This is a genomic window from Ruegeria sp. CF1 (assembly GCF_056537445.1).
The window spans coordinates 247,899-272,394 of the sequence record NZ_JBQFRN010000004.1; the positions used below are offsets into that span (position 1 = coordinate 247,899).

30 protein-coding genes are annotated in these 24,496 nt (G+C 58.7%); 16 read left to right on the forward strand and 14 right to left on the reverse strand.

The genetic code is table 11. The features are described from left to right. The gene (locus ACRZ96_RS10375) at positions 1-867 is read left to right on the forward strand and encodes an FkbM family methyltransferase (RefSeq protein WP_170511304.1); all 867 of its coding nucleotides are present in this window, start codon (positions 1-3) and stop codon (positions 865-867) included. A gap of 106 nt (positions 868-973) precedes the next feature. On the opposite strand, the gene ACRZ96_RS10380 is transcribed toward ACRZ96_RS10375, so the two are convergent. Continuing rightward, positions 974-1,915, reverse strand: a complete 942-nt coding sequence (locus tag ACRZ96_RS10380) for a LysR family transcriptional regulator (protein WP_170397757.1) — start codon at positions 1,913-1,915, stop codon at positions 974-976. A 65-nt stretch (positions 1,916-1,980) separates the two neighbouring features. After that, on the reverse strand, positions 1,981-2,289 hold the full coding sequence (locus ACRZ96_RS10385; RefSeq protein WP_170404173.1) for a hypothetical protein: 309 nt from the start codon (positions 2,287-2,289) through the stop codon (positions 1,981-1,983). Positions 2,290-2,465: 176 nt separating this feature from the next. On the opposite strand from ACRZ96_RS10385, the gene ACRZ96_RS10390 reads away from it, so the two are divergent. Together ACRZ96_RS10390 and lepA are read left to right on the forward strand one after the other, a co-directional pair. Continuing rightward, on the forward strand, positions 2,466-3,089 hold the full coding sequence (locus tag ACRZ96_RS10390; protein ID WP_480771621.1) for an RNA ligase family protein: 624 nt from the start codon (positions 2,466-2,468) through the stop codon (positions 3,087-3,089). Between the two features lie 87 nt (positions 3,090-3,176). Then, the gene (gene lepA, locus ACRZ96_RS10395; RefSeq protein WP_480814467.1) at positions 3,177-4,976 is read left to right on the forward strand and encodes a translation elongation factor 4; all 1,800 of its coding nucleotides are present in this window, start codon (positions 3,177-3,179) and stop codon (positions 4,974-4,976) included. Between the two features lie 28 nt (positions 4,977-5,004). Here lepA and ACRZ96_RS10400 read toward each other — a convergent pair whose 3' ends face one another. Beyond that, positions 5,005-5,952: an aldo/keto reductase gene (locus ACRZ96_RS10400; protein WP_170597020.1), complete on the reverse strand. Its 948-nt coding sequence runs from the start codon at positions 5,950-5,952 to the stop codon at positions 5,005-5,007. Positions 5,953-6,139: 187 nt separating this feature from the next. Between ACRZ96_RS10400 and ACRZ96_RS10405 the strand changes: the two genes are divergently transcribed. Together ACRZ96_RS10405 and ACRZ96_RS10410 are read left to right on the forward strand one after the other, a co-directional pair. Next, entirely contained in the window at positions 6,140-6,460 is a 321-nt protein-coding gene (locus tag ACRZ96_RS10405; protein WP_480814468.1) for a hypothetical protein, read from the forward strand. Between the two features lie 130 nt (positions 6,461-6,590). Continuing rightward, positions 6,591-7,040, forward strand: coding sequence for a hypothetical protein (locus tag ACRZ96_RS10410; RefSeq protein ID WP_170397193.1), 450 nt, complete (start codon positions 6,591-6,593; stop codon positions 7,038-7,040). 82 nt (positions 7,041-7,122) lie between these two features. On the opposite strand, the gene ACRZ96_RS10415 is transcribed toward ACRZ96_RS10410, so the two are convergent. The 3 genes from ACRZ96_RS10415 to ACRZ96_RS10425 form a co-directional block, all read right to left on the reverse strand. Further along, on the reverse strand, positions 7,123-7,551 hold the full coding sequence (locus tag ACRZ96_RS10415) for a type II toxin-antitoxin system Phd/YefM family antitoxin (RefSeq protein ID WP_170466095.1): 429 nt from the start codon (positions 7,549-7,551) through the stop codon (positions 7,123-7,125). A gap of 828 nt (positions 7,552-8,379) precedes the next feature. Continuing rightward, positions 8,380-8,517, reverse strand: coding sequence for an entericidin A/B family lipoprotein (locus tag ACRZ96_RS10420; protein WP_010443271.1), 138 nt, complete (start codon positions 8,515-8,517; stop codon positions 8,380-8,382). Positions 8,518-8,616: 99 nt separating this feature from the next. Next, positions 8,617-8,958 (reverse strand): ArsR/SmtB family transcription factor, encoded by a 342-nt coding sequence (locus tag ACRZ96_RS10425; RefSeq protein WP_480705502.1) that lies wholly within the window; start codon positions 8,956-8,958, stop codon positions 8,617-8,619. 309 nt (positions 8,959-9,267) lie between these two features. Here ACRZ96_RS10425 and ACRZ96_RS10430 point away from each other — a divergent pair, with 309 nt between their 5' ends. From ACRZ96_RS10430 to ACRZ96_RS10455, 6 genes are all read left to right on the forward strand, one after another. Next, positions 9,268-9,900, forward strand: a complete 633-nt coding sequence (locus ACRZ96_RS10430; RefSeq protein ID WP_039970058.1) for an ATP-dependent Clp protease proteolytic subunit — start codon at positions 9,268-9,270, stop codon at positions 9,898-9,900. A 136-nt stretch (positions 9,901-10,036) separates the two neighbouring features. Then, on the forward strand, positions 10,037-11,302 hold the full coding sequence (gene clpX, locus ACRZ96_RS10435) for an ATP-dependent Clp protease ATP-binding subunit ClpX (protein ID WP_170397188.1): 1,266 nt from the start codon (positions 10,037-10,039) through the stop codon (positions 11,300-11,302). Positions 11,303-11,364: 62 nt separating this feature from the next. After that, complete coding sequence (locus ACRZ96_RS10440; protein ID WP_480705501.1) at positions 11,365-11,727, forward strand: RidA family protein; 363 nt, start codon at positions 11,365-11,367, stop codon at positions 11,725-11,727. 79 nt (positions 11,728-11,806) lie between these two features. Continuing rightward, the gene (locus tag ACRZ96_RS10445; RefSeq protein ID WP_480537206.1) at positions 11,807-12,190 is read left to right on the forward strand and encodes an NADH:ubiquinone oxidoreductase subunit NDUFA12; all 384 of its coding nucleotides are present in this window, start codon (positions 11,807-11,809) and stop codon (positions 12,188-12,190) included. Positions 12,191-12,200: 10 nt separating this feature from the next. Then, positions 12,201-12,653, forward strand: coding sequence for an outer membrane lipid asymmetry maintenance protein MlaD (gene mlaD / locus ACRZ96_RS10450; protein ID WP_170466091.1), 453 nt, complete (start codon positions 12,201-12,203; stop codon positions 12,651-12,653). After that, positions 12,650-13,009, forward strand: a complete 360-nt coding sequence (locus ACRZ96_RS10455; protein WP_170799915.1) for a DUF2155 domain-containing protein — start codon at positions 12,650-12,652, stop codon at positions 13,007-13,009. Before mlaD ends, ACRZ96_RS10455 begins: the two co-directional genes overlap by 4 nt. Here ACRZ96_RS10455 and aat read toward each other — a convergent pair. The 4 genes from aat to ACRZ96_RS10475 form a co-directional block, all read right to left on the reverse strand. Beyond that, on the reverse strand, positions 12,973-13,605 hold the full coding sequence (gene aat, locus ACRZ96_RS10460) for a leucyl/phenylalanyl-tRNA--protein transferase (RefSeq protein WP_170663837.1): 633 nt from the start codon (positions 13,603-13,605) through the stop codon (positions 12,973-12,975). The two genes, ACRZ96_RS10455 and aat, sit on opposite strands and share 37 nt — an antisense overlap. Before the next feature lie 51 nt (positions 13,606-13,656). Next, the gene (gene accC, locus ACRZ96_RS10465; RefSeq protein WP_170397180.1) at positions 13,657-15,003 is read right to left on the reverse strand and encodes an acetyl-CoA carboxylase biotin carboxylase subunit; all 1,347 of its coding nucleotides are present in this window, start codon (positions 15,001-15,003) and stop codon (positions 13,657-13,659) included. 9 nt (positions 15,004-15,012) lie between these two features. Then, entirely contained in the window at positions 15,013-15,507 is a 495-nt protein-coding gene (accB, locus tag ACRZ96_RS10470) for an acetyl-CoA carboxylase biotin carboxyl carrier protein (protein ID WP_170397178.1), read from the reverse strand. A 149-nt stretch (positions 15,508-15,656) separates the two neighbouring features. Then, positions 15,657-16,193 carry a helix-turn-helix transcriptional regulator gene (locus tag ACRZ96_RS10475; RefSeq protein WP_480705498.1) on the reverse strand — a complete coding sequence of 179 codons (537 nt, stop codon included), beginning with the start codon at positions 16,191-16,193 and terminating at the stop codon, positions 15,657-15,659. A 176-nt stretch (positions 16,194-16,369) separates the two neighbouring features. Here ACRZ96_RS10475 and ACRZ96_RS10480 point away from each other — a divergent pair, with 176 nt between their 5' ends. From ACRZ96_RS10480 to ACRZ96_RS10500, 5 genes are all read left to right on the forward strand, one after another. Continuing rightward, on the forward strand, positions 16,370-17,665 hold the full coding sequence (locus ACRZ96_RS10480; RefSeq protein WP_480705496.1) for a short-chain fatty acyl-CoA regulator family protein: 1,296 nt from the start codon (positions 16,370-16,372) through the stop codon (positions 17,663-17,665). Positions 17,666-17,743: 78 nt separating this feature from the next. After that, positions 17,744-18,124 (forward strand): response regulator transcription factor, encoded by a 381-nt coding sequence (locus tag ACRZ96_RS10485; RefSeq protein ID WP_170397172.1) that lies wholly within the window; start codon positions 17,744-17,746, stop codon positions 18,122-18,124. Next, on the forward strand, positions 18,121-18,441 hold the full coding sequence (locus ACRZ96_RS10490) for a hypothetical protein (RefSeq protein ID WP_170397170.1): 321 nt from the start codon (positions 18,121-18,123) through the stop codon (positions 18,439-18,441). The genes ACRZ96_RS10485 and ACRZ96_RS10490 overlap by 4 nt, the downstream gene beginning before the upstream one ends. Further along, entirely contained in the window at positions 18,429-21,110 is a 2,682-nt protein-coding gene (locus tag ACRZ96_RS10495) for an ATP-binding protein (RefSeq protein WP_170397168.1), read from the forward strand. The genes ACRZ96_RS10490 and ACRZ96_RS10495 overlap by 13 nt, the downstream gene beginning before the upstream one ends. Positions 21,111-21,187: 77 nt before the next feature. Further along, a complete protein-coding gene (locus ACRZ96_RS10500; RefSeq protein WP_480814469.1) occupies positions 21,188-22,282 on the forward strand; it encodes a FliM/FliN family flagellar motor C-terminal domain-containing protein in 1,095 nt (364 codons plus the stop codon). A gap of 5 nt (positions 22,283-22,287) precedes the next feature. Here ACRZ96_RS10500 and ACRZ96_RS10505 read toward each other — a convergent pair whose 3' ends face one another. Genes ACRZ96_RS10505 through ACRZ96_RS10520 form a run of 4 tightly spaced genes read right to left on the reverse strand, consistent with a single transcriptional unit; the run spans position 22,288 to position 24,468 of the window. Beyond that, complete coding sequence (locus ACRZ96_RS10505; RefSeq protein ID WP_170397163.1) at positions 22,288-22,716, reverse strand: protein tyrosine phosphatase family protein; 429 nt, start codon at positions 22,714-22,716, stop codon at positions 22,288-22,290. Positions 22,717-22,725: 9 nt separating this feature from the next. Then, positions 22,726-23,157 carry a DUF6691 family protein gene (locus ACRZ96_RS10510; RefSeq protein ID WP_480437537.1) on the reverse strand — a complete coding sequence of 144 codons (432 nt, stop codon included), beginning with the start codon at positions 23,155-23,157 and terminating at the stop codon, positions 22,726-22,728. Continuing rightward, positions 23,157-23,585, reverse strand: a complete 429-nt coding sequence (locus ACRZ96_RS10515; RefSeq protein WP_223117717.1) for a YeeE/YedE family protein — start codon at positions 23,583-23,585, stop codon at positions 23,157-23,159. The genes ACRZ96_RS10510 and ACRZ96_RS10515 overlap by 1 nt, the downstream gene beginning before the upstream one ends. 19 nt (positions 23,586-23,604) lie before the next feature. Beyond that, complete coding sequence (locus tag ACRZ96_RS10520; protein WP_170397158.1) at positions 23,605-24,468, reverse strand: MBL fold metallo-hydrolase; 864 nt, start codon at positions 24,466-24,468, stop codon at positions 23,605-23,607. Positions 24,469-24,496 lie beyond the last annotated feature (28 nt).

The following is a 24,496-nucleotide window of genomic DNA, read 5'->3' on the forward strand; positions in this document are numbered from 1 at the left end:
ATGAACGACGAGCGCGCGCTGTTCCTGCACGAAGTTCTGTCACCGGAAAGACTGACGCGGGTGGTGGATGTGGGTGCCAATCCTCTTGGCGCTACCCCATATTCAACCCTCCTGAAGAACCGCATATGCGATGTCTGGGGTTTCGAACCACAGCAAGATGCATTTGCACGGCTCTCTGAAGAGGGAGGAGAAAATGAAACCTATCTTCCTTATGCGATCGGCAGAGGAGGAAGTGAGCGCCTTCATGTTTGCAAGGGAAGTGGCTTCACTTCGCTATTCGAGCCCAACCCCGACTTCATCAGAGTTATGGGAAGGTGGCCCAGGCAAATGCGGGTCGAAGAAGTTGTACCAATAACCACCCATCGGCTGGACGACCTGAAAGAGCTGCCAGAGTTCGATCTGCTGAAGATTGACGTGCAGGGCGGAGAATTGGACGTATTCAGGAATGCGCGCGAAAAACTCAAGAATGCGGTTGCTGTGATATCCGAAATCGCAATGGTGCCGCTTTACAAAGGTCAGCCACTGCTTGACTCACAAATGAGCGAGTTGTCTGCGCAGGGATTTCATTTCCACAAGTTTCTTTTTCTAAAATCGATGGCGGTCAAGACCCGTGCCTCGTCCCGCCTGAAGATGCGCGCTATGCGCAATCAGGCCATTGATGGCGACGCCGTGTTCCTGAAAAGGTTCTTCGCACTGGAGGACTCACCGACAGAAAGCTTGAAACATCTTGCGATCCTGGCGGACGCAGTGTTTCAAAGCCCCGATGTCGCACTTATGGCTCTGGAAGTGTTGGCTGATCGCGACGTCGTCAAAGAGGCTGAACTGGACGCCTACGAGGCGTTAGTAGAAGCTGAATTCAGCAGGTGAGAACAGCCTTTATTCCGGACATACTAACGCTCAGTAAACGTCTTTTGGTTTGCAGGACGGATGACGCATGGCTCAAACAAAAGAGCCTGGATGCTCACTTTCCGGTTCACCCCACCACCTTCAACTGACCACCTAACCACGGCAATTGCGCAATCGCTGGATCAACGATCTGGCTGCGCATCAGGCGTCGGATCATGTCGGCCACCTCCTGCGGCACCTGATCGGACCAGTCGGTCCGTGTAAACAAGGAAATGGTGCGTGCGAATTCACCGAACGGGGCAGGGTGCGCCTCCATCCCGTCGTGGAAGCGGGCGGCGCGCATATAGCCCAGCGGCGTGGTAATCGCCCAGCCGAGGCCGCGCGCGACCATCGCCATCAGCGCGAGGTGTGAGCCGATTTCGAACCGTTCCTCGAATTCCAGCTGCTGTCGGGCCAGATGGCTTTCGATCTGACGGCTGATCAACTGCTCGCGGGCATAGCGCAGAAAGGGCAGATCCTGCACTGGTTGCGCAACGCCCTTAGGCGCGACCAGAATGAACGGATCCTGCACCAGCGGATATTCGACCACGCCCTCCAGCACCTCGCCAGAATGGGCCGAGACCGCCATGTGCAGGCGCTGCGCTTCCAGCTCGGCAAACAGGTCCAGACTGGGCAGCGTGATCAGCTTGAATTTCGACCGGGTCAGACTGTCGGCCAGCAACGTCGCCAATCGAGGCGTCAGGTCGTTGTCGAAATCGTCGATCAAGCCGATGGACAGGGTGGTCAGATGCCCCAGATCCATCACCGCCAGTTCGCCTTGCGCCATCTGCAACTCGGCCAGCACTGCCTCGGCCCGCGCCAGGAAACTGCGGCCGGCCTGCGTCAGTCGCATCGGTCGCCGCCCGTGATCCACCAGATCGGTGCCCAAAGCCTTTTCCAGATTGCGCAATTGCTGGGAAACCGAGGGCTGGCTGAGCCCCGTGATCTCGGCCGCCTGCGCCACCGATCCCGTCCGTGCCAGCGCCTCGAACACCTCAAGGCCCCGCAGGGTCAGCCCTTTCATCACCATCGCACATACCTTTCGCTGCGCCATTTCTGAGGCGCAGCGGGCATCAGGTCAAGGATTGACAGGGCTCAGTTGCAGATCGCTTGCGCCATCTGGCCAAAGTTCTGATACCGATCCCACAGCGCATCATCGCGCGCGGTCTGCGACATCTTCAACTCCTGCGCCTGATGCGGGTTGGTGAACCACTTGGCGACGGTCTTCTGATCACTACGCGTCAGCGCCTGATCCGCCACGCGCTGAATACACCGGCACCGCGCCCGCGTCGCCGCTTCACGGTCTGATGCTAGACACGCCCGCTTGATCTGCGCCGCGTCCACTGTGTGGGCCACCGACGTCAGCGATGCCGCACAAAATGCGATTAAGAGGAACTGTTTCATACTCGAGCCTCGTTTTTTGCCTGCCCGGACGGGTCTTATGCCCCTCTCGGTCTGCGGCGGAGTATGAATCAAAGTGGATTCGGGATCAATTGGGTGGTTCGAAAAAGTGATTGCACGCGGCTGGGATGTCGCGTTTTCTGGCCAGACATTGTTTAAATCTCTTTCATGAGACCACTATGCTTAAGAAATACGGGCGCACGTTCCATCTGCCGGAGTCTCCCGGGGCCACCAGCGATGATAAGATCATGTCCAGCGTTGATGAACTGGCTTCGGCTGAGGAGGCCGTCTTCACCGAAGAACTGGACGGTGAGAATACAACGATTCATAGTCAGGGCTGCCATCCTCGCAGCATTGACGCGCGACACCACCCGTCCCGAGATTGGATGAAGGCCTTCGCTGCCGGAATTTCGCCACAGCTTGACGAAGATGAGCGCACAGTCGGTGAATATCTGTTTGCTCGCCACTCGATAGCGTACTCGGCGTTGCCGACTTATTTCCTGGGCTTCGCCTGGATCAAGGCAAAGCGCGTGCAATCGTGGGACGCGACGCTTTCACGCTTTCTCGAGCTGGGGATTACTGCCGTTCCCGAACTCTATCGCGGACGGTTCTCTGTTAAGGTTGTGGCAGATGTGATCGCGGGCCTGGAACTGGATACTCAGGAGGGTTTTGTCGTTCGCACAACTGCAGCGTTTAACGATGAAGACATGCCCACTCACCTCGCAAAATACGTGCGCGAGGGTCACGTGCAAAGTGATACGCATTGGATGAACGCGGAGTTGGTCAAAAACAGGTTGCTCTGAACGGTCAGAGGCCTCGCAATCAAAGGGTTTCGCTGGGGCTTCGTCCCACCTTGACCACAGCCCATTTCCGACGCATATCCCCAACCCATGACAGACCTCGCTCATATCCGCAATTTCTCCATCGTCGCGCATATCGACCATGGCAAATCCACCCTTGCTGACCGGCTCATCCAAGAGACCGGAACGGTCAAGGATCGCGACATGAAGGAACAGCTGCTCGACAGCATGGATATCGAGCGTGAACGCGGCATCACCATCAAGGCCAACACGGTTCGCATCGACTATACCGCCGACAATGGCGAGCAATATGTGCTGAACCTGATCGACACCCCCGGCCACGTGGACTTTGCCTATGAGGTCAGCCGCTCCATGCGTGCGGTCGAGGGGTCGCTGTTGGTTGTCGACTCGACCCAGGGGGTTGAGGCGCAGACGCTGGCGAATGTGTATCAGGCCATCGACGCCGACCACGAAATCGTGCCGGTGCTGAACAAGATCGACCTGCCCGCGTCCGATTGTGACCGCGTGGCCGAACAGATCGAGGATGTGATCGGCATCGACGCGACCGACGCCATTCAGGTCAGTGCCAAGACGGGGCAGGGCATCCACGAAACACTTGAGGCCATTGTGCAGCAGCTGCCCGCGCCGCAAGGCAACTTGGACGCGCCGCTCAAGGCGATGCTGGTGGATTCCTGGTACGACGCCTATCTCGGCGTCATCGTTCTGGTCCGCATCATGGACGGCACGCTGAAAAAGGGGATGCGGGTGAAGTTCATGTCGAACAACACCCTGCACCATGTCGACCGCGTCGGCGTCTTCCGGCCTGAGATGGAGATGGTGGATTCGCTGGGCCCCGGTGAGATCGGCTTCCTGACCGCCTCGATCAAACAGGTCCGCGACACCCGCGTCGGCGACACCATCACCAATGACCGCAACGGCACCGAAGAGGCCCTGACGGGATTCAAACCCGCGCAGCCGGTGGTGTTCTGCGGCCTCTTCCCCGTCGACAGTTCCGAATTCGAAGACCTGCGCGATGCGATCGACAAACTGGCCCTGAACGACGCCAGCTTCAGCTTTGAAATGGAAACCTCGGCGGCATTGGGCTTTGGCTTCCGCTGCGGTTTCCTCGGCCTGCTGCACCTAGAGGTCATCCGCGACCGGATCGAACGCGAATACGATATCGAGCTCATCACGACGGCTCCCTCGGTGATCTATCACGTCTACATGAAAGACGGCGAGATGATCGAGCTGCACAACCCCGCCGACATGCCCGACCCGTCGAAGGTCGACCATATCGAGGAACCGCGCATCAAGGCGACCATTCTGGTGCCGGATGAATACCTCGGCGACGTGCTGAAACTCTGCCAAGACCGCCGTGGCATCCAGATGGACCTGACATATGCGGGCACCCGCGCCATGGTCGTCTATGACCTGCCGCTGAACGAGGTTGTCTTTGACTTCTACGACCGCCTGAAATCGGTGACCAAGGGCTATGCTTCGTTCGACTACCAGATGACCGGCTACACCGAGGACAATCTGGTCAAGATGTCGGTGCTGGTGAATGACGAACCGGTCGACGCGCTGTCGACCATGGTTCACCGCGACCGGGCCGAGATGCGGGGCCGTGCAATGTGCGAAAAGCTCAAGGACCTGATCCCGCGCCACATGTTCAAAATCCCGATCCAGGCCGCCATCGGAGGCAAGGTCATCGCCCGCGAGACCCTCTCGGCCTTGCGCAAGGACGTGACCGCCAAATGCTACGGAGGCGACGCCACGCGGAAACGCAAACTGCTGGACAAGCAGAAGGCGGGTAAGAAAAAGATGCGTCAGTTCGGGAAGGTGGATATCCCGCAGGAGGCGTTTATTTCAGCGTTGAAGATGGACAGCTAAGGCTGTCCTTCCTCTCCGTTGATCGGTTCTATACGGCCTCAGGATCAGCGTCACTCTGACCAAGTTCCGCGAGTTCACTCCAAACCGCTCTTGGGATATCCCAATCCGCCCATTCGAGTGTTTGTCTCACATGCTGTGGCCAAGTCACTCCACACACCGTTGACGCAATTTTTGCGTCCCGCATCGAGAATTGCAGCGCTAAGGCGCCTAAGGGCACGTCAAAGCGGGCACAGATTTCCTCAACCGCGCGCACAGGTGCGAGCGTTTCTTCTGTTGCTGGCCGATAGACGTAGAAATGATGGATTGCGCTGCCTCTGGCCAAGATTCCGCCGGCGTAAGGCGCTGCGTTCAATACCGTAACGTCCTTCGAGTTGGCCAGTTCGATCAGCGGCGCCGCATTCATGTTTACAAGCGTGTGCCGGTTGTGAGTCATCACCACGTCGAAATCCCGTTCGCGCAGCATTGGCATCAACACATCCAACTGCCCGCCCGCCAGACCAACTGCAGTTGCCAATCCTTCCTCTTTAATTTTGAATAATTCGTCCAGCGCACCTCCGCTGCGGGTAATCTCAGTTACGTCACCAGCGTATTCCGGGTCGTGCAGATGAAGGATGTCCACGCGATCTACCTCAAGAGCCTTGAGGCTTTGTTCAAAGGACCGCCGCGCTTGGGCGGCGTCGAAAACATTCGTTTCCATGTCACGGTCTACTTTTGTGGACAGAACGCGGCCTTTCGGCCAGCCACCGAGTTCACGGATGACACTCCCGATGCGCTCCTCGCTACGCCCCAACGCATAGCCTCGGGCGGTGTCGATAAAACCGTCGGGCCGGGCAAGTATGGCACGTATGGTCTCGCGCGCCCTATTCTCATCAACTTCGTAACCGTAAATCTGTGGAATGTTGCCTATACCGGTTGATCCAAAGCCAATTCGTGGGATTCGCACTCCGGTTTGACCTATTTCGCAAAGTGTTGTCATTGCACCCCTCCCCAGTCGCATATGAATAATTGAATTTTGAACAGGTCGACCCATCACTGCAAGTTCGGGGGCAAAAAAACACAAGAAGAAAAGCGAGAATGGAACCTGAAACTGTGACCCACCTCACAGCCCTAAATCAGCCCATCTGCTACAGTTGACCTAACGGCAACCTTTGCAGGAGGCCCTTATGTCTACATCGCTTGTTCCCCTTATCGCTTTTGGATCAGCAGGCCTTTATTCCGTTGCCATGATCGCGATGAAGTTCTGGTGGAAACTCCCCGGCGTGGGTCTTGGTCTACTGATCGTCGCGACCCTGCTGGCCGGGGCCACGCTCGAACTCGCCGCGCTGCGCGAGGAACGGCTGGGCATCATCTATACCGGCATTCTTGGGGCCGAGGTTGTTCTGATCGCGATCGCCTCGTTCTTTCTGTTCGGCGAAAACTTCTCGTATCGCGAGGCGGCAGGTATCGGTCTGGTCATCCTCGGCACTGTGCTGGCCTGGGCCTGACGCAAACATTACCGGTTCATGAAGTTTCCCTTAGGTAAGTTGTAACCGGCGCACCTCCGCCCAATCTGTATCCCACAGCAAGGATGTTCGCTTTTGAACTCTAAAGGGTCGCTTTCAGGAGGAGATCCCCATGACCAGATACATGACTGCCGGAGCCGCCGCTCTGGCCACGTCCCTCGCCCTCGGAACCGCTGCACTGGCCGATACCACACCGGACCTGCGCGGCACATGGGTCGGGTCTTATACGACCGTGCAGCCCAGCCATTATTACAAGGGCGATCAGCCCCGCTTTAATCAGGCCGAATGGATGCTCGACGTCCAGATGCAGGAAGACAATGTCTTCTGGGGCCCCAGCAAATGGCGCCGCGAGGGTGACACTGAATGGAACGAATACGAAGCCACCGGGACCATCAGCCTCGACGGCTCGGGCGCGATCGGCATCGTTGAAACATCCCCGCTGGTGATTGGCGCCAATGCGTTGATCGATGCGCGGTACGAGGACGGCAAAATCTTTGCCGATTTCCGTAGCCTGCGGAACGGAACGACCTACAGCACCGTTCTGGAACGTCAGGTGAACTGAAGCGTTTCCGGCCCGATCGGATGTTAAAGGGGGTTAATGCCGCTGAGATTTGTGACTGCGGCAGGAGTAGTAGGTACCCCGGTCAGGTCGGAGCGCTTCTCATAAACAACAGTCTCCACAGGGAGGCGACGGGCCGGGCGGCGATCTCGCCGCCCGCGACAGGGTCCAGACCCCCGCGCTTGAGAATGCGGCGTTCCTCGGCACGGGTCATCTGGATCTCGCGGACCTTCAGCGCGGCGTCGCGCGCGGTCAGGTAAGAACCGTCCGGCCCAGGTTCCATCCCCGGAATACCACGCCCCTTCGACCACCACCCGCGCAGCCCGCTGAGCGGGTGTTTGCGTCCGATGGTGTCATCATCCAGTAACTCCCAGATCCGCTGCGCCTCGTTCATCGACACCAGTGCGGCGATCGGTTTGCCATAACGGGTCAGCACGATCACTTGCCGGGGGTCTTGCGACAAGGTGGCCAGTTCGCCCAAACGGGCGCGGGCTTGAGAAATGGTCAGGCGCATAGGCGAATCTCCGGTTGTACGATTCGAAAGATTTGGGGCTTGAGTGTTGTACAACTCGGACAATACCCCCCTAATTCAGCGCGCGGGACCTTCGCAGGTGCAGAAACCAAGCGAATTCTGGCCGGCGATCCATATTTGACTTTTTCCATCCCCAAGCCTGCGCGATGACGCGAATTCTCGGGTTATCCACATGGCTCTCCCGGCGGATATCAACAGCTTATCCCCGTCTAATTTTTATGCTGCAGTGCTATTTTCTTGCCGGATCATGACGCTGATGTAACAGTCTGGTTACTGCTTCTGATCTTCGGAACAGGGGCGGGATGCAAGGGCCAAGGGGGCCACAGCAGCGAAGGCGGATTTTAGGATTTGTTTGTAGTTGCAATGGCTTACCGGTGGTGGAGCAGGTGGTCTGGGCTTCGGTTCGGGTTAAATGCTCAGCCTCTCAGAAGGTCCGCGCGGACTGCGACGCGACATAGCGCGTGTGGCAGTGGCCAATGTCCCTTCGGGGGCCGAGGCAACTGGACCGGGAAGCCCCTCGGGCGGAACGGACCGGCAAGGCGTCAGGAGTGTCCGCAAGGATGCATGCAAAGACCGCGTCTGAGCACCTGACGCCTTTTCCTTTTTGAGAACCCAAGGTTCATACAGGCTACCACGCACCACCCTCCGGACCAGAACGGGGTTCTTTCGCTTGCGCAAAAGAACCCCGTCAAAGTGTCAGAAATGCAATGCCGCGTCTATGCACCTGTACCGGCACACTACTCGGGTTGAGTCGATGTGGCAACTACATATTGCGGGTAAGCGTTGCCTGAACGCAACATCCCGTCACGATCAGATGTTTTCCTGCACGTCCTCGGCCGCGTTCTGGATGGCATCTCCGGCGTTTTCGATATCTTTGCCAGCGCCCTTTGCGGTTTCGCATGCGGTCAAGGTGAACAGGGCCAGGCCAATCAGAATTGCGCGGATCATCGGTTGCTCCATAAGTGCTTGTTTCGAATTGACTAGCAGCTTTCCCGGGCCATAGCTACAGGTTTTGCATGGCCGATTTCGAAGGGCTAAATACTAGGCTCAGGTCGCATCCTGAGCGCAAAACAGTTCGTACACCACTTCCAGTATTCGGGCTGGTCGATCATCTGCCAGCCGGTAATATATCGCCTTGCCTTCGCGACGAGGAACAACCAGCCCCTCAAGTCTGAGCCGCGACAGTTGCTGAGAAACGGCGGCTTGGCGGGCCGATAGCAATTGTTCCAGTTCAGTAACGGATTTCTCGCCCGAGACGAGGTGACACAGGATCATCAAACGCCCTTCGTGGCTTATGGCTTTCAGAAAGTTCGATGCGCGCGTTGCGTTTTCAACCATCCGGTCAAGCTCGCCGGGTGACATATCCTCGGTCATTTGCGGAAAAGCCATGATCGTATTCCCTCGTTAGTGCCGCCGAATCCCGACGCCTGACCGGCGCCGCATCCGCAGCGAGAACTCTTGGTACAATTTCCAGGCATGTATTTCCATATGCATGGATCAAAATAGCGTGATGTAACCAGCACGTTTCCGCGCAATCCGTCTACCGACCTGTAGCGGCGTGTGCATTCGGGTCGTGCAGGTAGACGGAATTCGTGGGAACGTTCGGCCCCCCTTGCAGCCCCCCTGTGGCGGCACTAAGACTCGGGTAACCCTTCTTCGGGTAAGGTCCCGATCCATATCAAAGCAGGCAGGTTCCCTATGTTCGATCCAGTTGACACATATATGAACACACTCGTCCCCATGGTCGTCGAGCAGACCAGCCGGGGCGAGCGCGCATACGACATCTTCTCGCGCCTTCTGAAAGAGCGGATCATTTTCATCAACGGCCCCATCCATGACGGTATGAGCCATTTGGTGGTCGCTCAGCTGCTGCACCTTGAGGCGGAAAATCCGAACAAGGAAATCTCGATCTACATCAACTCTCCCGGTGGCGTGGTCACAAGTGGTTTGTCGATTTACGACACAATGCAGTATATCAAGCCGAAATGTTCCACATTGGTGATCGGTCAGGCGGCGTCCATGGGTTCGGTTCTGTTAGCCGGGGGCGAGAAGGGAATGCGCTTTTCGCTGCCTAACAGCCGGATCATGGTGCACCAGCCCAGCGGCGGTTATCAGGGCCAGGCGAGCGACATCATGATCCACGCGGCCGAGACGCAAAAGCTGAAAGATCGCCTGTATGACATCTATGTGCGCCATACCGGGCAGACCAAAAAGGCGGTTGAAAAGGCGCTGGATCGTGACAATTTCATGAGCCCGGAAGAGGCCAAGGATTGGGGCCATATCGACGAGATCGTCGAGAACCGCGCCAAGATGGATGGTGACGAGGCCTAGGTTCAAATCCGCGCGCGTCCGGCGTGAGGGATGATTTTGAGATTGTAGCTGCCAGAACGCTGGCCTAAGCTGCAGGCATATACGGCAAGCGCGGCCCTTGAGAGGGGCCGCTGAGACGGAGCCCGAGGGGTAAAGCATGGCGACGAATTCAGGCGGTGACGGCAAGAACACGCTCTATTGCAGCTTTTGCGGCAAAAGCCAGCATGAGGTGCGTAAGCTGATCGCAGGCCCGACCGTGTTCATCTGCGATGAGTGTGTCGAGCTGTGCATGGATATCATTCGCGAGGAAACCAAGGCCAGCGGTCTGAAATCCTCGGACGGTGTGCCAACACCCAAGGATATCTGCGAAGTGCTGGATGACTATGTGATCGGTCAGGCCACCGCCAAGCGGGTGCTGTCGGTTGCGGTACACAACCACTACAAGCGTCTCAATCATGCCCAGAAAGCGGGCAGCGATATAGAACTGGCAAAATCCAACATCTTGCTGATTGGCCCCACCGGCTGCGGCAAAACCCTGCTGGCGCAAACGCTGGCGCGGATTCTTGACGTGCCGTTTACGATGGCGGACGCAACCACGCTTACCGAAGCCGGTTATGTGGGTGAAGATGTTGAAAACATCATCCTCAAACTGCTGCAGGCCAGCGAGTACAATGTCGAACGCGCACAGCGCGGCATCGTCTATATTGACGAGGTCGATAAGATCACCCGCAAGTCTGAAAACCCTTCGATCACCCGCGATGTATCGGGCGAGGGCGTTCAGCAGGCCCTGCTGAAACTGATGGAAGGCACCGTGGCCAGCGTTCCTCCGCAGGGTGGGCGCAAACATCCGCAGCAGGAATTCCTGCAGGTGGATACCACGAACATCCTGTTCATCTGTGGCGGTGCATTCGCTGGACTAGACAAGATCATTGCACAGCGTGGCAAAGGCTCGGCCATGGGCTTTGGTGCCGACGTGCGTGACAATGACGAGCGCGGCGTGGGCGAGATCTTCAAGGATCTGGAACCCGAAGACCTGCTGAAATTTGGCCTGATCCCCGAATTCGTCGGCCGACTGCCGGTTCTGGCGACGCTGGAAGATCTGGACGAAGACGCTTTGGTCACCATCCTGACCAGCCCGAAGAACGCTCTGGTCAAGCAATACCAGCGGTTGTTTGAGTTGGAAGATGCGGAACTGGCCTTTACCGATGATGCGCTGAAGGCGATCGCCAAGAAAGCGATCGAGCGTAAAACCGGTGCGCGCGGTCTGCGTTCTATCCTGGAAGACATCCTGCTGGATACAATGTTCGAACTGCCGGGCATGAAGAACGTGACCGAAGTTGTGGTCAACGAAGAGGCTGTGACGTCGGACTCTCAGCCTTTGATCATCTACGCAGACGCGGCGGAATCGGCTTCGGCGGGTTGAACCGCATAGATTAATGCACACACGGCGCGGCAATGTCCGCGCCGTTTTCGTTTGAGGACACGATGACAGTAAGACGTATCTCTTCGGGTGGTGAGTTTGAAGCTAAGGTTGGCTATTGCCGCGCGGTTGTCGCGGGTGGTTGGGTTCATGTTGCGGGAACTGTTGGGCAAGGTGAAACGGTAGTGGAGCAATGCCGCTCGGCGCTGTCTATCATCGAAAACGCGCTGGCCGAGGCGGGTGCTTCATTCTCTGATATCGTGCGCATCACTTATATGCTGCCGGATCGAACCGAATTTGAACCTTGCTGGCCCATTCTGGCCGAAACCTTTGGTGCGAACCCTCCTGCAGCGACGATGATCGAATGCGGATTGATCGATCCGAAATACCGGATTGAAATTGAAGTCACCGCTATCCTGCCGGAATGACGCAGGTAGCGCTGGCAGTACTGGACCTTAGCGTGCCTTTGGTCCATATCTTCTGGGACAGAAATGCCGGAGGCAGCCGATGGGAATCCTGAACAGTCTTTTGCGGGCCGTGACCTGGTGGAACGGGGCCACCCTGAACACGCAGTTCTACACTGCGCGCAAGGGGATCAAGATCGGTGAGGACGACGAGGGCAACGTGTTCTATCGCAATGCCGACGACAGCAAGCGCTGGGTGATTTTCAATGGCGAAGCCGAGGCCAGCCGGATCGATCCCGATTGGCATGGCTGGCTACACCGCACATGGGATGAACCGCCAACCGATAAACCTCTGGCGCACAAGTCTTGGGAAAAACCGCATCAGGAGAATCTGACTGGCACCGCGCTGGCCTATGCACCTGCCGGTTCTCTGCGTCGTGCCGATCCGGTTGAACGTAGCGATTACGAGGCGTGGAGCCCGGAATAAGCGAGGCCAGATGTCTAATCATACGAAGACCGAAGTTATCGTCGGCGGTGCCGTGCTGGCCTGCGCCATTGCGTTCGGTGTCTACGCCAGCCAATCCACAGGCTTGTCTCAATCCGGCGCAGGATACGAGCTGGGCGCGTCTTTCCGCTCGCTCGAAGGTGTGGGCGTTGGCACGGATGTACGCCTTGCCGGGGTCAAGATTGGGACGGTGACCGGCGTTACGCTAAACTCTGATACGTACCGTGCGGACACCCGATTTTCCGTGGCAGATGGTATTCTTATTCCAGACGATAGCGCCGCTGTGATTTCTTCCGAAGGCTTGCTGGGTGGCAACTTTGTTGAGGTTATGCCGGGCGGTTCCCCGTTCTATTTTGAGGCGGGTGATGAGATTACCGATACGCAAGGCGCGGTCAGCCTGATCTCGTTGCTGGTCAAATTCGTGGCCGGGGACGGAAGCGAATGATCCGCGCTGCACTGGTGGCTCTGATGGTCACCGCAACCGGAGCTGCTGCGCAGCAAAAGGTCGAATCCGGCCCCGGCGCCATGTTGCGCGGGTTGGACAAGGTCAGCGGGCAGACGGTGGACATCGAAATACAGAACGGCGAGACCACGTCGGTCTTTGGTCTGGATGTCGCGCTGGGTGATTGTCGCTATCCAGCCGAAAACCCGACAGGTGACGCCTTTGCCTATCTGACCATCTGGGAACAGGGTAAGGCGCAGCAGCTGTTTGATGGCTGGATGATTGCGACCTCACCCGCGCTGAACGCGTTAGATCACGCCCGCTACGATGTCTGGGTGATACGTTGTATCACACCCTGAGGGGTTTGCTGCAGATCAGCGGTGAAATCTGCTTTCAGGTCAAGCGCTTGTTTCAATTCGCTATGATAAACCGCACGCGGGATCTCGATCGCGCCCAACGAGGCCAGATGCGCCGTCAGAAACTGCGTATCGAACAGCGTGAACCCGGTTTGGCGCAGTCGATCCACCAGATAGGCAAGTGCAATCTTCGATGCGTCCGTGCGACGCGAGAACATGCTTTCGCCAAAAAAGGCCGCGCCGAGGACTACACCGTAAACGCCGCCAATCAGTGAAGCGCCGTCCCAGACTTCGAGGGAATGCGCGCGGCCGGTCCGGTGTAGTTCCTGATAAAGACGGCGTAGTTCGGGATTGATCCAGGTATCCGATCGGTCGGCGCAGCCATCCACGACGCCCGCAAAATCGCGATTGATGCTTACCGAAAACCCACAGGTCCGGATACGCCGCGCTAGGCTGCGGGAGATGTGGAACCCATCCAGAGGGAACACGCCGCGAAACTTCGGGTCGACCCAGAACAACTCGGGGTCGTCGCGATGCTCAGCCATCGGAAAAATGCCGATGGAATAGCCATGGAGCAGAAGTTCAGGGGAAAGGCTCATGCCGGGTGCCTCGGGGCCGAAGGGGGGTTGTCCTTCGGCCCTTTGGTCAGATTAGGCCATGTTCTCCGCAAGCCAGTGCTCCAGCCAGTGGATGTTGTACTCGCCGCTGTGCAGGTCAGGTTCCTGCAGCAGCGCGTGGAACAGCGGCACGGTGGTGTCGATACCGTCGACGATCAACTCGCCCAAAGCACGTTCCAGACGGGCCAAAGCTTCAGCCCGGTCACGGCCCTGAACGATCAGTTTGGCGATCAACGAGTCGTAATATGGCGGGATCGAATAGCCGTCATAGAGCGCGGAATCCATCCGCACGCCCAGACCACCTGGCGCGTGATAGGCCGTAATCTTGCCCGGGCAGGGCGAGAAGTTCGGCAGTTTTTCCGCGTTGATGCGAACCTCGATGGCGTGGCCATTGATCTCAAGATCGTCCTGACCGAACGACATGTCCTCACCAGCGGCGACGCGGATTTGTTCGCGCACCAGATCGACGCCGAAGATGCCTTCGGTCACGGGGTGTTCCACCTGTAGACGCGTGTTCATCTCGATGAAGTAGAACTCGCCATTTTCATAGAGGAACTCGATGGTGCCCGCGCCGATATAGTTGATCTTGGCGACCGCATCGGCACAGATCTTACCGATCTTGGCGCGTTCTTCCGGCGTGATACTGGGGCCGGGGGCTTCTTCGAACACCTTCTGGTGGCGACGCTGCAGCGAACAGTCGCGTTCGCCCAAATGCACTGCCTTTCCCTTGCCATCGCCGAAGACCTGAATCTCGATATGGCGGGGGGTGGTCAGATATTTCTCGATATAGACCTCATCATTGCCAAAGGCGGCCTTGCCTTCGGCGCGTGCGGTCATGAAGGCGCTTTCCATCTCATCGGCGTTTTGTGCCACCTTCATGCCGCGACCGCCGCCGCCGGCGGTGGCCTTGATGATCACGGGATAGCCGAATTCCTCGCCGATACGCTTGGCGTCGGCCAGCGTGGGAACGCCGCCGTCCGAACCGGGAACGCAAGGTACACCCAGTTCCTTCATCGTGTCCTTGGCGGTGATCTTGTCACCCATGACACGAATATGTTCGGCGGTGGGTCCGATGAAGGTAATGCCGTGATCTTCGACGATCTGCACGAACTCGGCATTCTCGGACAGGAAGCCATAGCCGGGATGGATCGCCTGCGCGCCGGTGATTTCACAGGCCGAGATGATCGCGGGCACGGACAGATAGCTTTGCGGGCTGGGCGGGGGGCCGATGCAGACCGATTCGTCCGCCATGCGCACATGCATCGCATCGCTGTCGGCGGTGGAGTGCACGGCAACCGTCTTGATCCCCATCTCGCGCGCAGCACGGATCACACGCAGGGCGATCTCGCCTCGGTTGGCAATCAGGATTTTGTCGAACATGGGCCCGCCTTACTCAACGATGACCAGAGGCGTGCCGAATTCCACAGCATCACCATCGCCGACCAGAATGCGTTTGATGGTGCCCGACTTGGGTGCGTGGATGTGGTTCATTGTCTTCATGGCTTCGACAATCAATAGCGTGTCACCTTCCGAGACCGATGCACCGACCGAGATAAACGCAGGCGCGCCCGGTTCCGGTTGCATGTAAACCGTGCCTACCATGGGCGAGGTCACCGCGCCTGGATGGCTGGCGGGATCATCCACGGCAGCGGGCGCTTCGGCAGCGGCCGGCGCGGCAGCAGGTGCGGCAACCGGTGCAGCCGCAGGAACCGCAACCTGAACCGGAGCGGCCACGGTCTGCGACATGCGGCTGACACGGACATTCAGGCTGTCTTCCTCGCCATATTCGCGCTTGACCTGCAATTCGGTCAGGTCATTCTCGCGCAGCAGTTCGGCCAGTGCCTTGATAAACGCGACATCCGCTTCGTGTTTGGTATCTGTCATGAGTGTCCTCGAAGGTTCCCCTATGCCCGTCTGTTTGCTGCGGGCTTGGTTTGATTACGCAGGGTTATAAGCCATGCAGACGGCCATGAAAAGCGCCGTCTAAGCCTGCCAAATGGGGGTTTTTGCGCGAATTACGAGGGCTGTCGCGATTACAGCGGCGTTCCAGACAATTTTGCGACCAGTTCTGGTAGCTTGCGGGCTCCGTATTTTTCCAAAAGGCGGGCGCGATAGGCCTCGATCGTGCGGTAACTTAGCCCAAGTTCAACGCCAATTTCCTTTGCGGATAAACCCCGGCATGACAGGATGGCCACTTCGCGTTCGCGGGTTGTCAATTGCACCAAGGGGCGCTCTTCCGAGATGTCCGAAAAGCTCCATATCCCGTGCCGGAACGGATCGTCTGGCGTCAGCGAACGCCCCCGCGCGCGGCACCAGAACAGGTCACCGTCGCGTCGCCGCATCACCCGTTCGTCTGTGTAATAGCCTGTATCGCGCATCACCTGCAGACTACGCGCGCCGATCCGTTCCCAATCGGCGACCGAAGGATAAAGATGCAGCAGGGGCATGTTGCGATAGTCAACCTCATTCCCGCCAAAGGTCCGCGCAAATTGCAGATTGCACCGTCGGATGATCCGGTTCTCAAGCTCAACAAGGCCGATGGGGGCGTATTCAAAGGCGGGATCGCTCATGTTCTTATGGTGACGGGTATTGCGTCGAAAGAGAAGGGTGGGCGGCAGGAAAGGGTGGGTTTCTTTCTCTGGCCGTTGTCAAAGTTGTAAATCTTCTTTGAAAATTAGTCGGCAACAGATAATAATTACTTAGTTAATCTGAAAATGCAGCCGCAGTAGCCAAGGACATAAACGCCATGCGCGACACGCTGACCGGCAGCCGGATACGCGAAAGACGGCAAATCTCTGGGCTGCGACAGGCGGAACTGGCGCGGCAGGTGGGGATTTCGGCATCGTATCTGAACCTGATCGAGCACAACCGCCGCCGCATTGGGGGCAAACTGCTTGTCGATATCGCGGCGGCTTTGTCCGTCGAGCCGTCGCTGCTGACTCAAGGGATCGAAGAGACGCTCATCGCCGCTCTGCGCGAGGCCGCGGCGGATGCAGTCGGCCAAAAGGCCGAGGTGGACGGGCTGGAAGAATTCGCCGGCCGCTTTCCCGGTTGGTCGGGTGTTCTGGCGCAGATGCATCGCCGCGTAGTGTCGCTGGAGCGCACTGTCGAAGTTCTTTCCGACCGACTGACCCATGACCCGCATCTGGCGGCCTCAATGCACGAGGTGCTGTCGACCGCCGCCGCCATCCGCTCAACAGCTGCAATCTTGGCTGAACCGGGAGAGATCGAACCGGAATGGCGCGACCGGTTCCATCGCAACTTGCATCAGGATGCCGAACGACTGGCCGAAAGCTCCAAAGCGCTGGTGACCTATCTGGATGACAGTGACGGGCAGCGCGATCTGCGCGGTATCCCACTGGACGCGGTCGAGGCGTTTTTTGCCGAGCAAGGATATCATTTCCCGGAACTCGAAGCCGGCGGGCAATTGACCGAAGTGCCGCTGGATGGGCTCGATTCTGCTGCAGCCAACACTGTGGCCTCGGGGTTGCTGGACCTTTATGCCGCCGACGCGCGCGCTATGCCGCTGGATCAGGTGTGTGCCGCGCTGGATGCAGCAAACCCCGATCCTCTGGCGTTGGCGACGGTGTTTTCAGTGGACCTTGCTACGGCGCTGCGACGGTTGGCCTTTCTGCCTGAAGGCACGCTGGCGCGTCCGGCTGGCTTGGTGATTTGCGACGCCTCCGGCAGCGTTCTGTTTTTTAAACCCGCGCCGGGGTTTGCTCTGCCGCGCCATGGCGAGGCCTGTCCGCTCTGGCCCTTGTTCACCGCCTTGAATCGGCCCTTGGTCCCGATCCGGAAACGGGTCGTTCAGCTTGGTCGAACCGCTGCTGAGTTTGAGTGTTTTGCAATCGCAACCCCTCAGCCAGCTAAGGAATTCGGGGCTGAGCCGGTCTATCGTTCGGTCATGCTGGTGCTGCCGGTCGAAGACACGGTGCAGCCTGCGGAAAACGCGGCGCAAGCCGGAGCCAGTTGTCGGATATGCCCGAAACGCGAATGCAGCGCGCGGCGCGAGCCATCGATCCTGAGCGAAGGGTTTTGACAGTTTCGTGACACAGCGCTTAATCTGGGCTGGACGGGTGGCCGGACGTGCAATCCGTCATGGGGAGGATATGCAAATATGAGCCGCAAGGTTCTGTTGATCGAGGATGAGCCCAACATCACCGAGGCGATCCGGTTTCTGCTGACACGCGAGGGGTGGCAGGTTGAAACCCATGCCGAGGGAACGGATGCGGTGCAGGTGATTCTGTCCGCGCGGCCCAATCTAGTGATTCTGGATGTGATGTTGCCGGGAAAAAGCGGGATGGATGTGCTGCGTGATCTGCGCGAACATGATGATATGAAGGCGTTGCCGGTTTTGATGCTGACCGCGCGCGGGCAATCCCGCGATCGTGAAATGGCCGAGCAGGCAGGGGTCAGCCGATTCATGACCAAGCCGTTTTCGAACACCGAAGTCCTGACAGCGGTGCGCGACCTGCATGCGCAGGCGTCTCAGTTATGAGCTCCGCGGGCGACGGCAAAGATCGGCCCTCGCCAGTTCGTCCGTCCCTGTTTCTGGAACGGCAAAGCTATCGTCGGCGCAGGCTGGCGGATGCAGCGCGGCTGCTGCCGTTTCTAGGTGCCGCAATGCTCGCGCTGCCTCTTCTATGGCCGGATGATAGCGCAGGCGCCGAGGCTCTGTCGCTGTCGACGGCCATGTTCTACATCTTTGCGTGCTGGGGTGTTCTGATCCTGATCAGCGTGATCTTCGGCTTCGTCGCCAAACGCATGACCGCGCGCGAGACTGCCGAGCCCGAGGCCGAGACATGGCAACCCTGAATGTCCTGATTCTGGTCTGTCTGGGCTATGTGGTTCTTCTGTTCGGCGTCGCCTTCGCAGCGGACCGGCTGGCTGCGCGTGGCGGCGGGAAATGGTTGCGTTCCCCGCTGATCTACACCCTGTCACTGTCGATCTATTGCACTGCATGGACGTTTTATGGCGCGGTTGGCAACGCCGCGCGTTCTGGGCTTGAATTCGTAACCATCTATCTGGGTCCTACACTGGTGATGATCAGCTGGTGGTGGGGCCTGCGCAAACTCGTGCGCATCGGACGCAGCCAGCGCGTGACGTCGATCGCTGACCTGATCTCGTCACGATACGGCAAGTCCAACACACTGGCGGTCTGCGTGACCATTCTGGCGGTGTTGGGCGGCACGCCTTATATCGCGCTGCAATTGCAGTCGATCACACTGTCCTTTTCGATCTTTGCCGAGGCCGATCCCTCAGGTCTCTATCGCGAAGGCTCCAGTGTGTTCTGGGTCGCGGCGGGCTTGGCCGTCTTCGCGATCCTCTTCGGGACGCGCAATCTGGATGCCAATGAGCGCCACCACGGCGTTGTTACCGCTATTGCGTTGGAATCTGTGGTGAAACTCTTCGCCCTTCTGGCCGTTGGCATCTTTGTTGTCTGGGGCGTCGCTGGCGGCTTGGGGCCGATGATGGATCAGATCGATGCCTCGGAAATTGGCCAATGGCATGTGGATGCCGGGCGCTGGACCACTTTCATTTTTCTTTCGGCGGCGGCCTTTGTCTGCTTGCCGCGGATGTTTCAGGTCATGGTGGTCGAGAATGACGATGAGAGCCACCTGCGCACCGCCGCCTGGGCCTTTCCGCTCTACCTACTGCTGATGAGCTTGTTTGTCGTGCCCATCGCCGTCGTTGGGTTGGACCTGATGCCCGAAGGCTCGAACCCCGACCTGTTTGTGCTGACCGTGCCGCTGTCGCAGGGCAATGACTGGTTGGCGATGCTGTCGTTCATCGGCGGGTTTTCCTCGGCCACATCAATGGTGATCGTTACCGCGATGGCGCTGTCAACCATGGTCTCGAACCATGTGGTCATGCCGATCTGGCTGAATACGCAGGAAGGCACCGCGTCGGTCTCTGGTGATGTGCGAACAGTCGTGCTGATGGCGCGGCGCGTCTCGATCGCGGCGATCATGGCGTTGGGCTATTTCTACTTCCAGCTTTCGGGGGGCGGGGCTGCCCTGACCTCGATCGGGCTGGTGGCCTTTGCCGGGATTTCCCAGATTCTGCCCGCACTGGTGGGTGGCCTGTTCTGGCGCGGCGCGACCCGAACTGGGGCATTGGTCGGGCTCAGCGTCGGGTTCTTTCTCTGGATTTACACACTGCTGCTGCCTGGCATGGGTGGCGGCATTGTCCCGGCATCGGTGATTGAAAACGGACCCTTCGGCTGGGGCTGGCTGCGCCCGCAGGCGTTGTTCGGGATCGAAGGGATCGACCCGATGGTGCATACGGTCATGTGGTCGCTGTCGCTGAATACAATCGCCTTCTGTGTCGCCTCGATGCTCAGCTTCCCCAGCCCGCTGGAACGCCTTCAGGGTGCGCAATTCGTAAATGTATTTGACCATTCAGTTTCAGCCCGTGGCTGGACCGGTTCGGTTGCGCAAAGCGAAGACTTGATGATCATGACCCAGCGGATTCTGGGCACTATTCCCGCGCAAGAGTTCTTTCAAGCCGAAGCCGAGCGCCAGAATGGTCGCCCCGGACGACTGCCCGAGCCTACGCCGCAGTTTCTGGAACGGCTGGAACGTGAACTCAGCGGCTCGGTCGGGGCCGCGACCGCCCATGCGATGATCGGTCAGATCGTTGGCGGGGCGTCTGTGTCTGTCGAAGACCTGTTGGCCGTTGCCGACGAGTCCGCGCAGATGTTGGAATATTCCAGCCAGCTTGAGGCAAAATCGACTGAGCTTAGCCGCACAGCGCGGCAATTGCGCGAGGCGAATGCCAAGCTTACGCAAGTCTCGAAACAGAAAGACGCGTTTCTTAGCCAGGTCAGCCACGAATTGCGCACGCCCATGACCTCGATTCGGGCGTTTTCTGAAATTATGCGCGACACCGATGGCCTCAGCGCCGAGGAACAAATCCGTTATGCTGCGATCATACATGATGAATCGCTGCGTCTGACCCGGCTACTGGATGATCTGCTCGACCTTAGCGTGCTGGAAAGCGGCCAGGTTAGCCTGAACATGGGCGAAGCCACCCTAAGCGAAGTTCTGGACCGCGCCGTTTCAAGCGCGCTGGCGGGCAGTGATCGAAAGATTGGCGTACGGCGGGTGCGCGCAAGTGAACGTATCCCGTTGCACACGGATCTCGACCGGCTGGGGCAGGTGTTCATCAACCTGATTTCCAACGCCCAGAAATATTGCGACGCCATTGAACCGGTGCTGACCATCTCGGCCCATGATGTCGGCGGGCAGGTGGTAATCGATTTCATCGACAACGGCGGTGGTATCCCGGCCGAGGCGCAATCGATGGTATTCGAGAAATTTGCCCGCGTCGGCTCGGACAAGGCAGGCGGGGCAGGGTTGGGGCTGGCGATCTGCCGAGAGATTATGCAGCGCCTGGGCGGCGAAGTTGCCTATCTGCCGGGGCAGGGAGGGGCGGCATTCCGCGTCAGCCTTCCGCTGGCCTTTCGTCAGGCCGCGCAATGAGGGCGTCATAAAGACATTCGTAACCTCCGCCGGGTTAGACAAATTGTCATCGCATCGACAAACGGCGGAACGGGGCCATGACCACATCAGCACTGGCACGAAAGCTTTCAGCGGGGCAATGCGGTGCCGACACGCCCCGCTCGGTCCTGCGCGCCTTGCGGCTGGGGTTGGCACGCGCCTCCGGCGAAAGCATGGGGCTGGCGCTGTCGGTCATCGGGGCAAAGCAGGCCGTACGTGCGCAGGAAGATATAGCCGACCGGCTGAATGAGGGGTGGTTGATGCTGCTGTTTACCTCGGATCAGGGCGGCCTGGCTGCGGCCTGTCTGGACCCGGGTTGCGTCTCTGCCATCGTCCAGCAGCAAACGATTGCCATGGTCACCTCTGACCCATCACCCGAGCGTGCGTTTACCGACACCGACGCTGCCATGGTCGCCCCTCTGATCGAGGATATGCTGAGCCGGGCTCTGAAACTGGTTGAGTCCCCGGCAGACATGGCCAGCCTGTCCGGGTATGAGTTCACCTCACGCGCCGAAGGTCGGCGCGCACTGAACCTGGCGCTGGTGGATGAGGTCTATCGCATGTTTGATCTGACGGTCGAACTTGCCGGTGGTCCGCGTCAGGGCGAGGTCAGTATCCTGCTGCCCGAGCGCCCGCTCTCGGATCAGGAACAGGTTGCGGATATCACCCAATCGGAGGTGAATCTTGATCAGGCATCCGGGGTAATTCGGGCTGAGCTGAACACCGTGATCTGCCGCCTGTCTTTGCCGCTGACAGCGCTTTCGGAATTGTCCGTCGGGGATGTCCTGCCGCAGCAGGGCGCGCGGGTGGATCGGGTTGAAGTTCTGTCAATCGATCGTGCCCGAACCGCCATCGGACGTCTCGGTCAGTGCGGCGGAATGCGTGCGGTTCGGATCAACGAACAAGGCCCTCCTTCTGCGTTGCCCGCCAAGGACTGCGCCGGATTTCTGGCCAGCAAATCAAGCTTGAAGCCCTCGGCCCCGGATGACGAGATGTCGTCCCCGCTTGATGACGATATTGTAGCGCATGATCTGACGACCGAGGATTCCCTCCTGGAACCCGACGACTTGTTGCCTGCCAGTTCCGAACAGCGTGTCACGGAAATCTCGCACCTCGCCGGTCTGCCAGCGCCCAAAGGCAATGGCCGCGATTAAGAGGCTTATCCGCGCCCTCGCAGCTGTTCCAATGCCGGGCGCAACCCGTCGAGCGCATAGCCCGCTTTTCCGGTCGCATCGAGGATTTCATCCGTGCTTAGCCGATCGCACTGTCCCAGCGCCCAGACCACCGAGCATCGTGTGCCAGAGGCGCAATAGGCCAGAACCGGCCCGCTGCAGCTTTCGGCCAGATCGCGTTGCAGCGCCACGTTTTCCGGTGTCATCGTCTGGTGTGTCAACTCCAGAACCTCATATTCCATCCCGGCCTCGCGAACGGCTTGACCGATGGCGTCTGACTGCTGATCCGGCGGAACTTCGGTATTGGGACGGTTGCAGATCACCTTGACGAAACCGGCCTCGGCAATGGCTGGCACGTCCTCCACCGAGATCTGAGGTGAGACGGCGTAGCGGGGGGTTATCGGTCGAATCTCCATGGCAATTGCTTAGGCTGCGTCGGCGATCCTGTCCAGTTGCGCACCCAGCTTTGGTGCCGCAAACATGCCCGCGATCATCGCAATCAGGAACACAATCCCGCCAACGCCTCCATATCCAAGCGAGGCCATCGCCGGGCCCGGGCACAAACCCGCCAATCCCCAACCGACGCCGAACAGGACCGACCCGACGATCAGACGGCGATCCAGTTCAACACGGGGCGGGGCGGGGAACTGTCCGCCCACTACAGGGATCCTGTTCCGTGTCAATCGCCACGCCACCAGCATCGGCAGGATCGCCCCGCCCATGACAAAGGCGAGCGTCGGGTCCCAATTGCCGAACACATCCAGCCACCCCTGCACCTTGGTGGTGTCGGTCATGCCTGAGATCAAAAGCCCGATGCCGAACAGCGATCCGGCGAGAAAAGCAAACACTGAGCGCATTAGATCACCCCCAAAGCATGGCGAAACAGCGCAACCGTCAGACCACCTGCAAGAATGTAGAACACCGTTGCGACGATCCCGCGCAACGAGAAGCGAGAAATCCCACAAACGCCGTGACCCGACGTGCAGCCATTGGCGATCCGTGTTCCAGCCCCCACCAGCAGCCCAGCAAGGATCACGATCGCCAGATCCGGGGTCAAATGGGTCTCGGCCTGCGGCGCAATCAATGGGCGCAGCAATAAGGGCATCCCGACCAAGCCAGCGACGAAAGCCAGGCGTTCCGTTAATACGCTCCGGTCGCTGCGTTCCAGCAGTCCGCCCAATATGCCGCTCGCCCCCATGATCCGCCCATTACACAGCAGATAAACGCTGGCACCCAGCCCGATCAGCAGACCACCAGCCAGACCCGAAATCCATTCGATATTCATTGTCTCGTCTGCCCTCGTATCAAAGCTTATTGACTGGGATTTTCATGAAAACGTCGCCCTGCTCATCCGCTGGTGGCATCTGACCGGCCCGCATATTGACCTGCAGCGAGGGCAAAATAAGGCGCGGCATCGCCAGGGTCGCATCCCGCGCATCGCGCATCTCGACAAATTCTTCGACGCTGCGGCCCTGACCGATATGAACGTTCAGCGCCTTCTGTTCGCCAACCGTGGTCTCCCACGCGTATTCATCGCGACCAGGCGCTTTGTAATCATGGCCTACAAAAATCCGCGTCTCGTCAGGCAGAGACAGGATTTTCTGGATCGAGGCATACAGGTCCGCCGATGACCCGCCGGGAAAATCGCATCGGGCAGTTCCGAAATCTGGCATGAACAGCGTATCGCCCACAAAGGCCGCATCGCCGATCACATAGGTCATGCAGGCTGGCGTATGGCCTGGCGTGTGCAAAACGTCCCCGCGCATCTGGCCGATGTGAAAGCTGGACCCTTCGGCAAACAGTGCATCGAACTGGCTGCCATCACGCTGAAACTCGGTGCCTTCGTTGAAGACCTTGCCGAACGTGTCCTGAACGACCACGATATTCTCGCCAATCCCGATCTGACCACCCAGCTTTTCCTGTAGGTAAGGGGCTGCTGACAGGTGGTCGGCATGGACATGGCTTTCCAGAATCCATTCCACCTTCAGTCCCTGTGCCGTCACATAGTCGACAATCTGGTCGGCCGAGCTGGTGTCGGTCCGCCCCGAGGCGTGATCGAAATCCAATACACTGTCGATGATGGCGCAGGCCTGCCCCTGAGGTTCCTGCACAACGTAAGAGACGGTGAAGGTCTGCGGGTCGAAAAAAGCTTTCACACTTGGCGTCATGGGTTCCTCCGTTCAGCTTGCATACATA

Bases quoted from the DNA above. Each gene is read 5' to 3' on its own strand.
- ACRZ96_RS10390 (WP_480771621.1), top strand. From the start codon at position 2,466: ATGCTTAAGAAATACGGGCGCACGTTCCATCTGCCGGAGTCTCCCGGG.
- ACRZ96_RS10520 (WP_170397158.1), bottom strand. From the start codon at position 24,468: ATGACGCCAAGTGTGAAAGCTTTTTTCGACCCGCAGACCTTCACCGTC.
- ACRZ96_RS10500 (WP_480814469.1), top strand. From the start codon at position 21,188: ATGACCACATCAGCACTGGCACGAAAGCTTTCAGCGGGGCAATGCGGT.
- ACRZ96_RS10420 (WP_010443271.1), bottom strand. From the start codon at position 8,517: ATGATCCGCGCAATTCTGATTGGCCTGGCCCTGTTCACCTTGACCGCA.
- ACRZ96_RS10485 (WP_170397172.1), top strand. From the start codon at position 17,744: ATGAGCCGCAAGGTTCTGTTGATCGAGGATGAGCCCAACATCACCGAG.
- aat (WP_170663837.1), bottom strand. From the start codon at position 13,605: ATGAGCCTTTCCCCTGAACTTCTGCTCCATGGCTATTCCATCGGCATT.
- accC (WP_170397180.1), bottom strand. From the start codon at position 15,003: ATGTTCGACAAAATCCTGATTGCCAACCGAGGCGAGATCGCCCTGCGT.
- ACRZ96_RS10445 (WP_480537206.1), top strand. From the start codon at position 11,807: ATGGGAATCCTGAACAGTCTTTTGCGGGCCGTGACCTGGTGGAACGGG.
- ACRZ96_RS10410 (WP_170397193.1), top strand. From the start codon at position 6,591: ATGACCAGATACATGACTGCCGGAGCCGCCGCTCTGGCCACGTCCCTC.
- accB (WP_170397178.1), bottom strand. From the start codon at position 15,507: ATGACAGATACCAAACACGAAGCGGATGTCGCGTTTATCAAGGCACTG.
- ACRZ96_RS10425 (WP_480705502.1), bottom strand. From the start codon at position 8,958: ATGGCTTTTCCGCAAATGACCGAGGATATGTCACCCGGCGAGCTTGAC.
- ACRZ96_RS10400 (WP_170597020.1), bottom strand. From the start codon at position 5,952: ATGACAACACTTTGCGAAATAGGTCAAACCGGAGTGCGAATCCCACGA.
- ACRZ96_RS10385 (WP_170404173.1), bottom strand. From the start codon at position 2,289: ATGAAACAGTTCCTCTTAATCGCATTTTGTGCGGCATCGCTGACGTCG.
- ACRZ96_RS10490 (WP_170397170.1), top strand. From the start codon at position 18,121: ATGAGCTCCGCGGGCGACGGCAAAGATCGGCCCTCGCCAGTTCGTCCG.
- ACRZ96_RS10380 (WP_170397757.1), bottom strand. From the start codon at position 1,915: ATGGTGATGAAAGGGCTGACCCTGCGGGGCCTTGAGGTGTTCGAGGCG.
- clpX (WP_170397188.1), top strand. From the start codon at position 10,037: ATGGCGACGAATTCAGGCGGTGACGGCAAGAACACGCTCTATTGCAGC.
- ACRZ96_RS10430 (WP_039970058.1), top strand. From the start codon at position 9,268: ATGTTCGATCCAGTTGACACATATATGAACACACTCGTCCCCATGGTC.
- ACRZ96_RS10455 (WP_170799915.1), top strand. From the start codon at position 12,650: ATGATCCGCGCTGCACTGGTGGCTCTGATGGTCACCGCAACCGGAGCT.
- mlaD (WP_170466091.1), top strand. From the start codon at position 12,201: ATGTCTAATCATACGAAGACCGAAGTTATCGTCGGCGGTGCCGTGCTG.
- ACRZ96_RS10405 (WP_480814468.1), top strand. From the start codon at position 6,140: ATGTCTACATCGCTTGTTCCCCTTATCGCTTTTGGATCAGCAGGCCTT.
- ACRZ96_RS10495 (WP_170397168.1), top strand. From the start codon at position 18,429: ATGGCAACCCTGAATGTCCTGATTCTGGTCTGTCTGGGCTATGTGGTT.
- ACRZ96_RS10505 (WP_170397163.1), bottom strand. From the start codon at position 22,716: ATGGAGATTCGACCGATAACCCCCCGCTACGCCGTCTCACCTCAGATC.
- ACRZ96_RS10440 (WP_480705501.1), top strand. From the start codon at position 11,365: ATGACAGTAAGACGTATCTCTTCGGGTGGTGAGTTTGAAGCTAAGGTT.
- ACRZ96_RS10515 (WP_223117717.1), bottom strand. From the start codon at position 23,585: ATGAATATCGAATGGATTTCGGGTCTGGCTGGTGGTCTGCTGATCGGG.
- ACRZ96_RS10375 (WP_170511304.1), top strand. From the start codon at position 1: ATGAACGACGAGCGCGCGCTGTTCCTGCACGAAGTTCTGTCACCGGAA.
- lepA (WP_480814467.1), top strand. From the start codon at position 3,177: ATGACAGACCTCGCTCATATCCGCAATTTCTCCATCGTCGCGCATATC.
- ACRZ96_RS10480 (WP_480705496.1), top strand. From the start codon at position 16,370: ATGCGCGACACGCTGACCGGCAGCCGGATACGCGAAAGACGGCAAATC.
- ACRZ96_RS10510 (WP_480437537.1), bottom strand. From the start codon at position 23,157: ATGCGCTCAGTGTTTGCTTTTCTCGCCGGATCGCTGTTCGGCATCGGG.
- ACRZ96_RS10415 (WP_170466095.1), bottom strand. From the start codon at position 7,551: ATGCGCCTGACCATTTCTCAAGCCCGCGCCCGTTTGGGCGAACTGGCC.
- ACRZ96_RS10475 (WP_480705498.1), bottom strand. From the start codon at position 16,193: ATGAGCGATCCCGCCTTTGAATACGCCCCCATCGGCCTTGTTGAGCTT.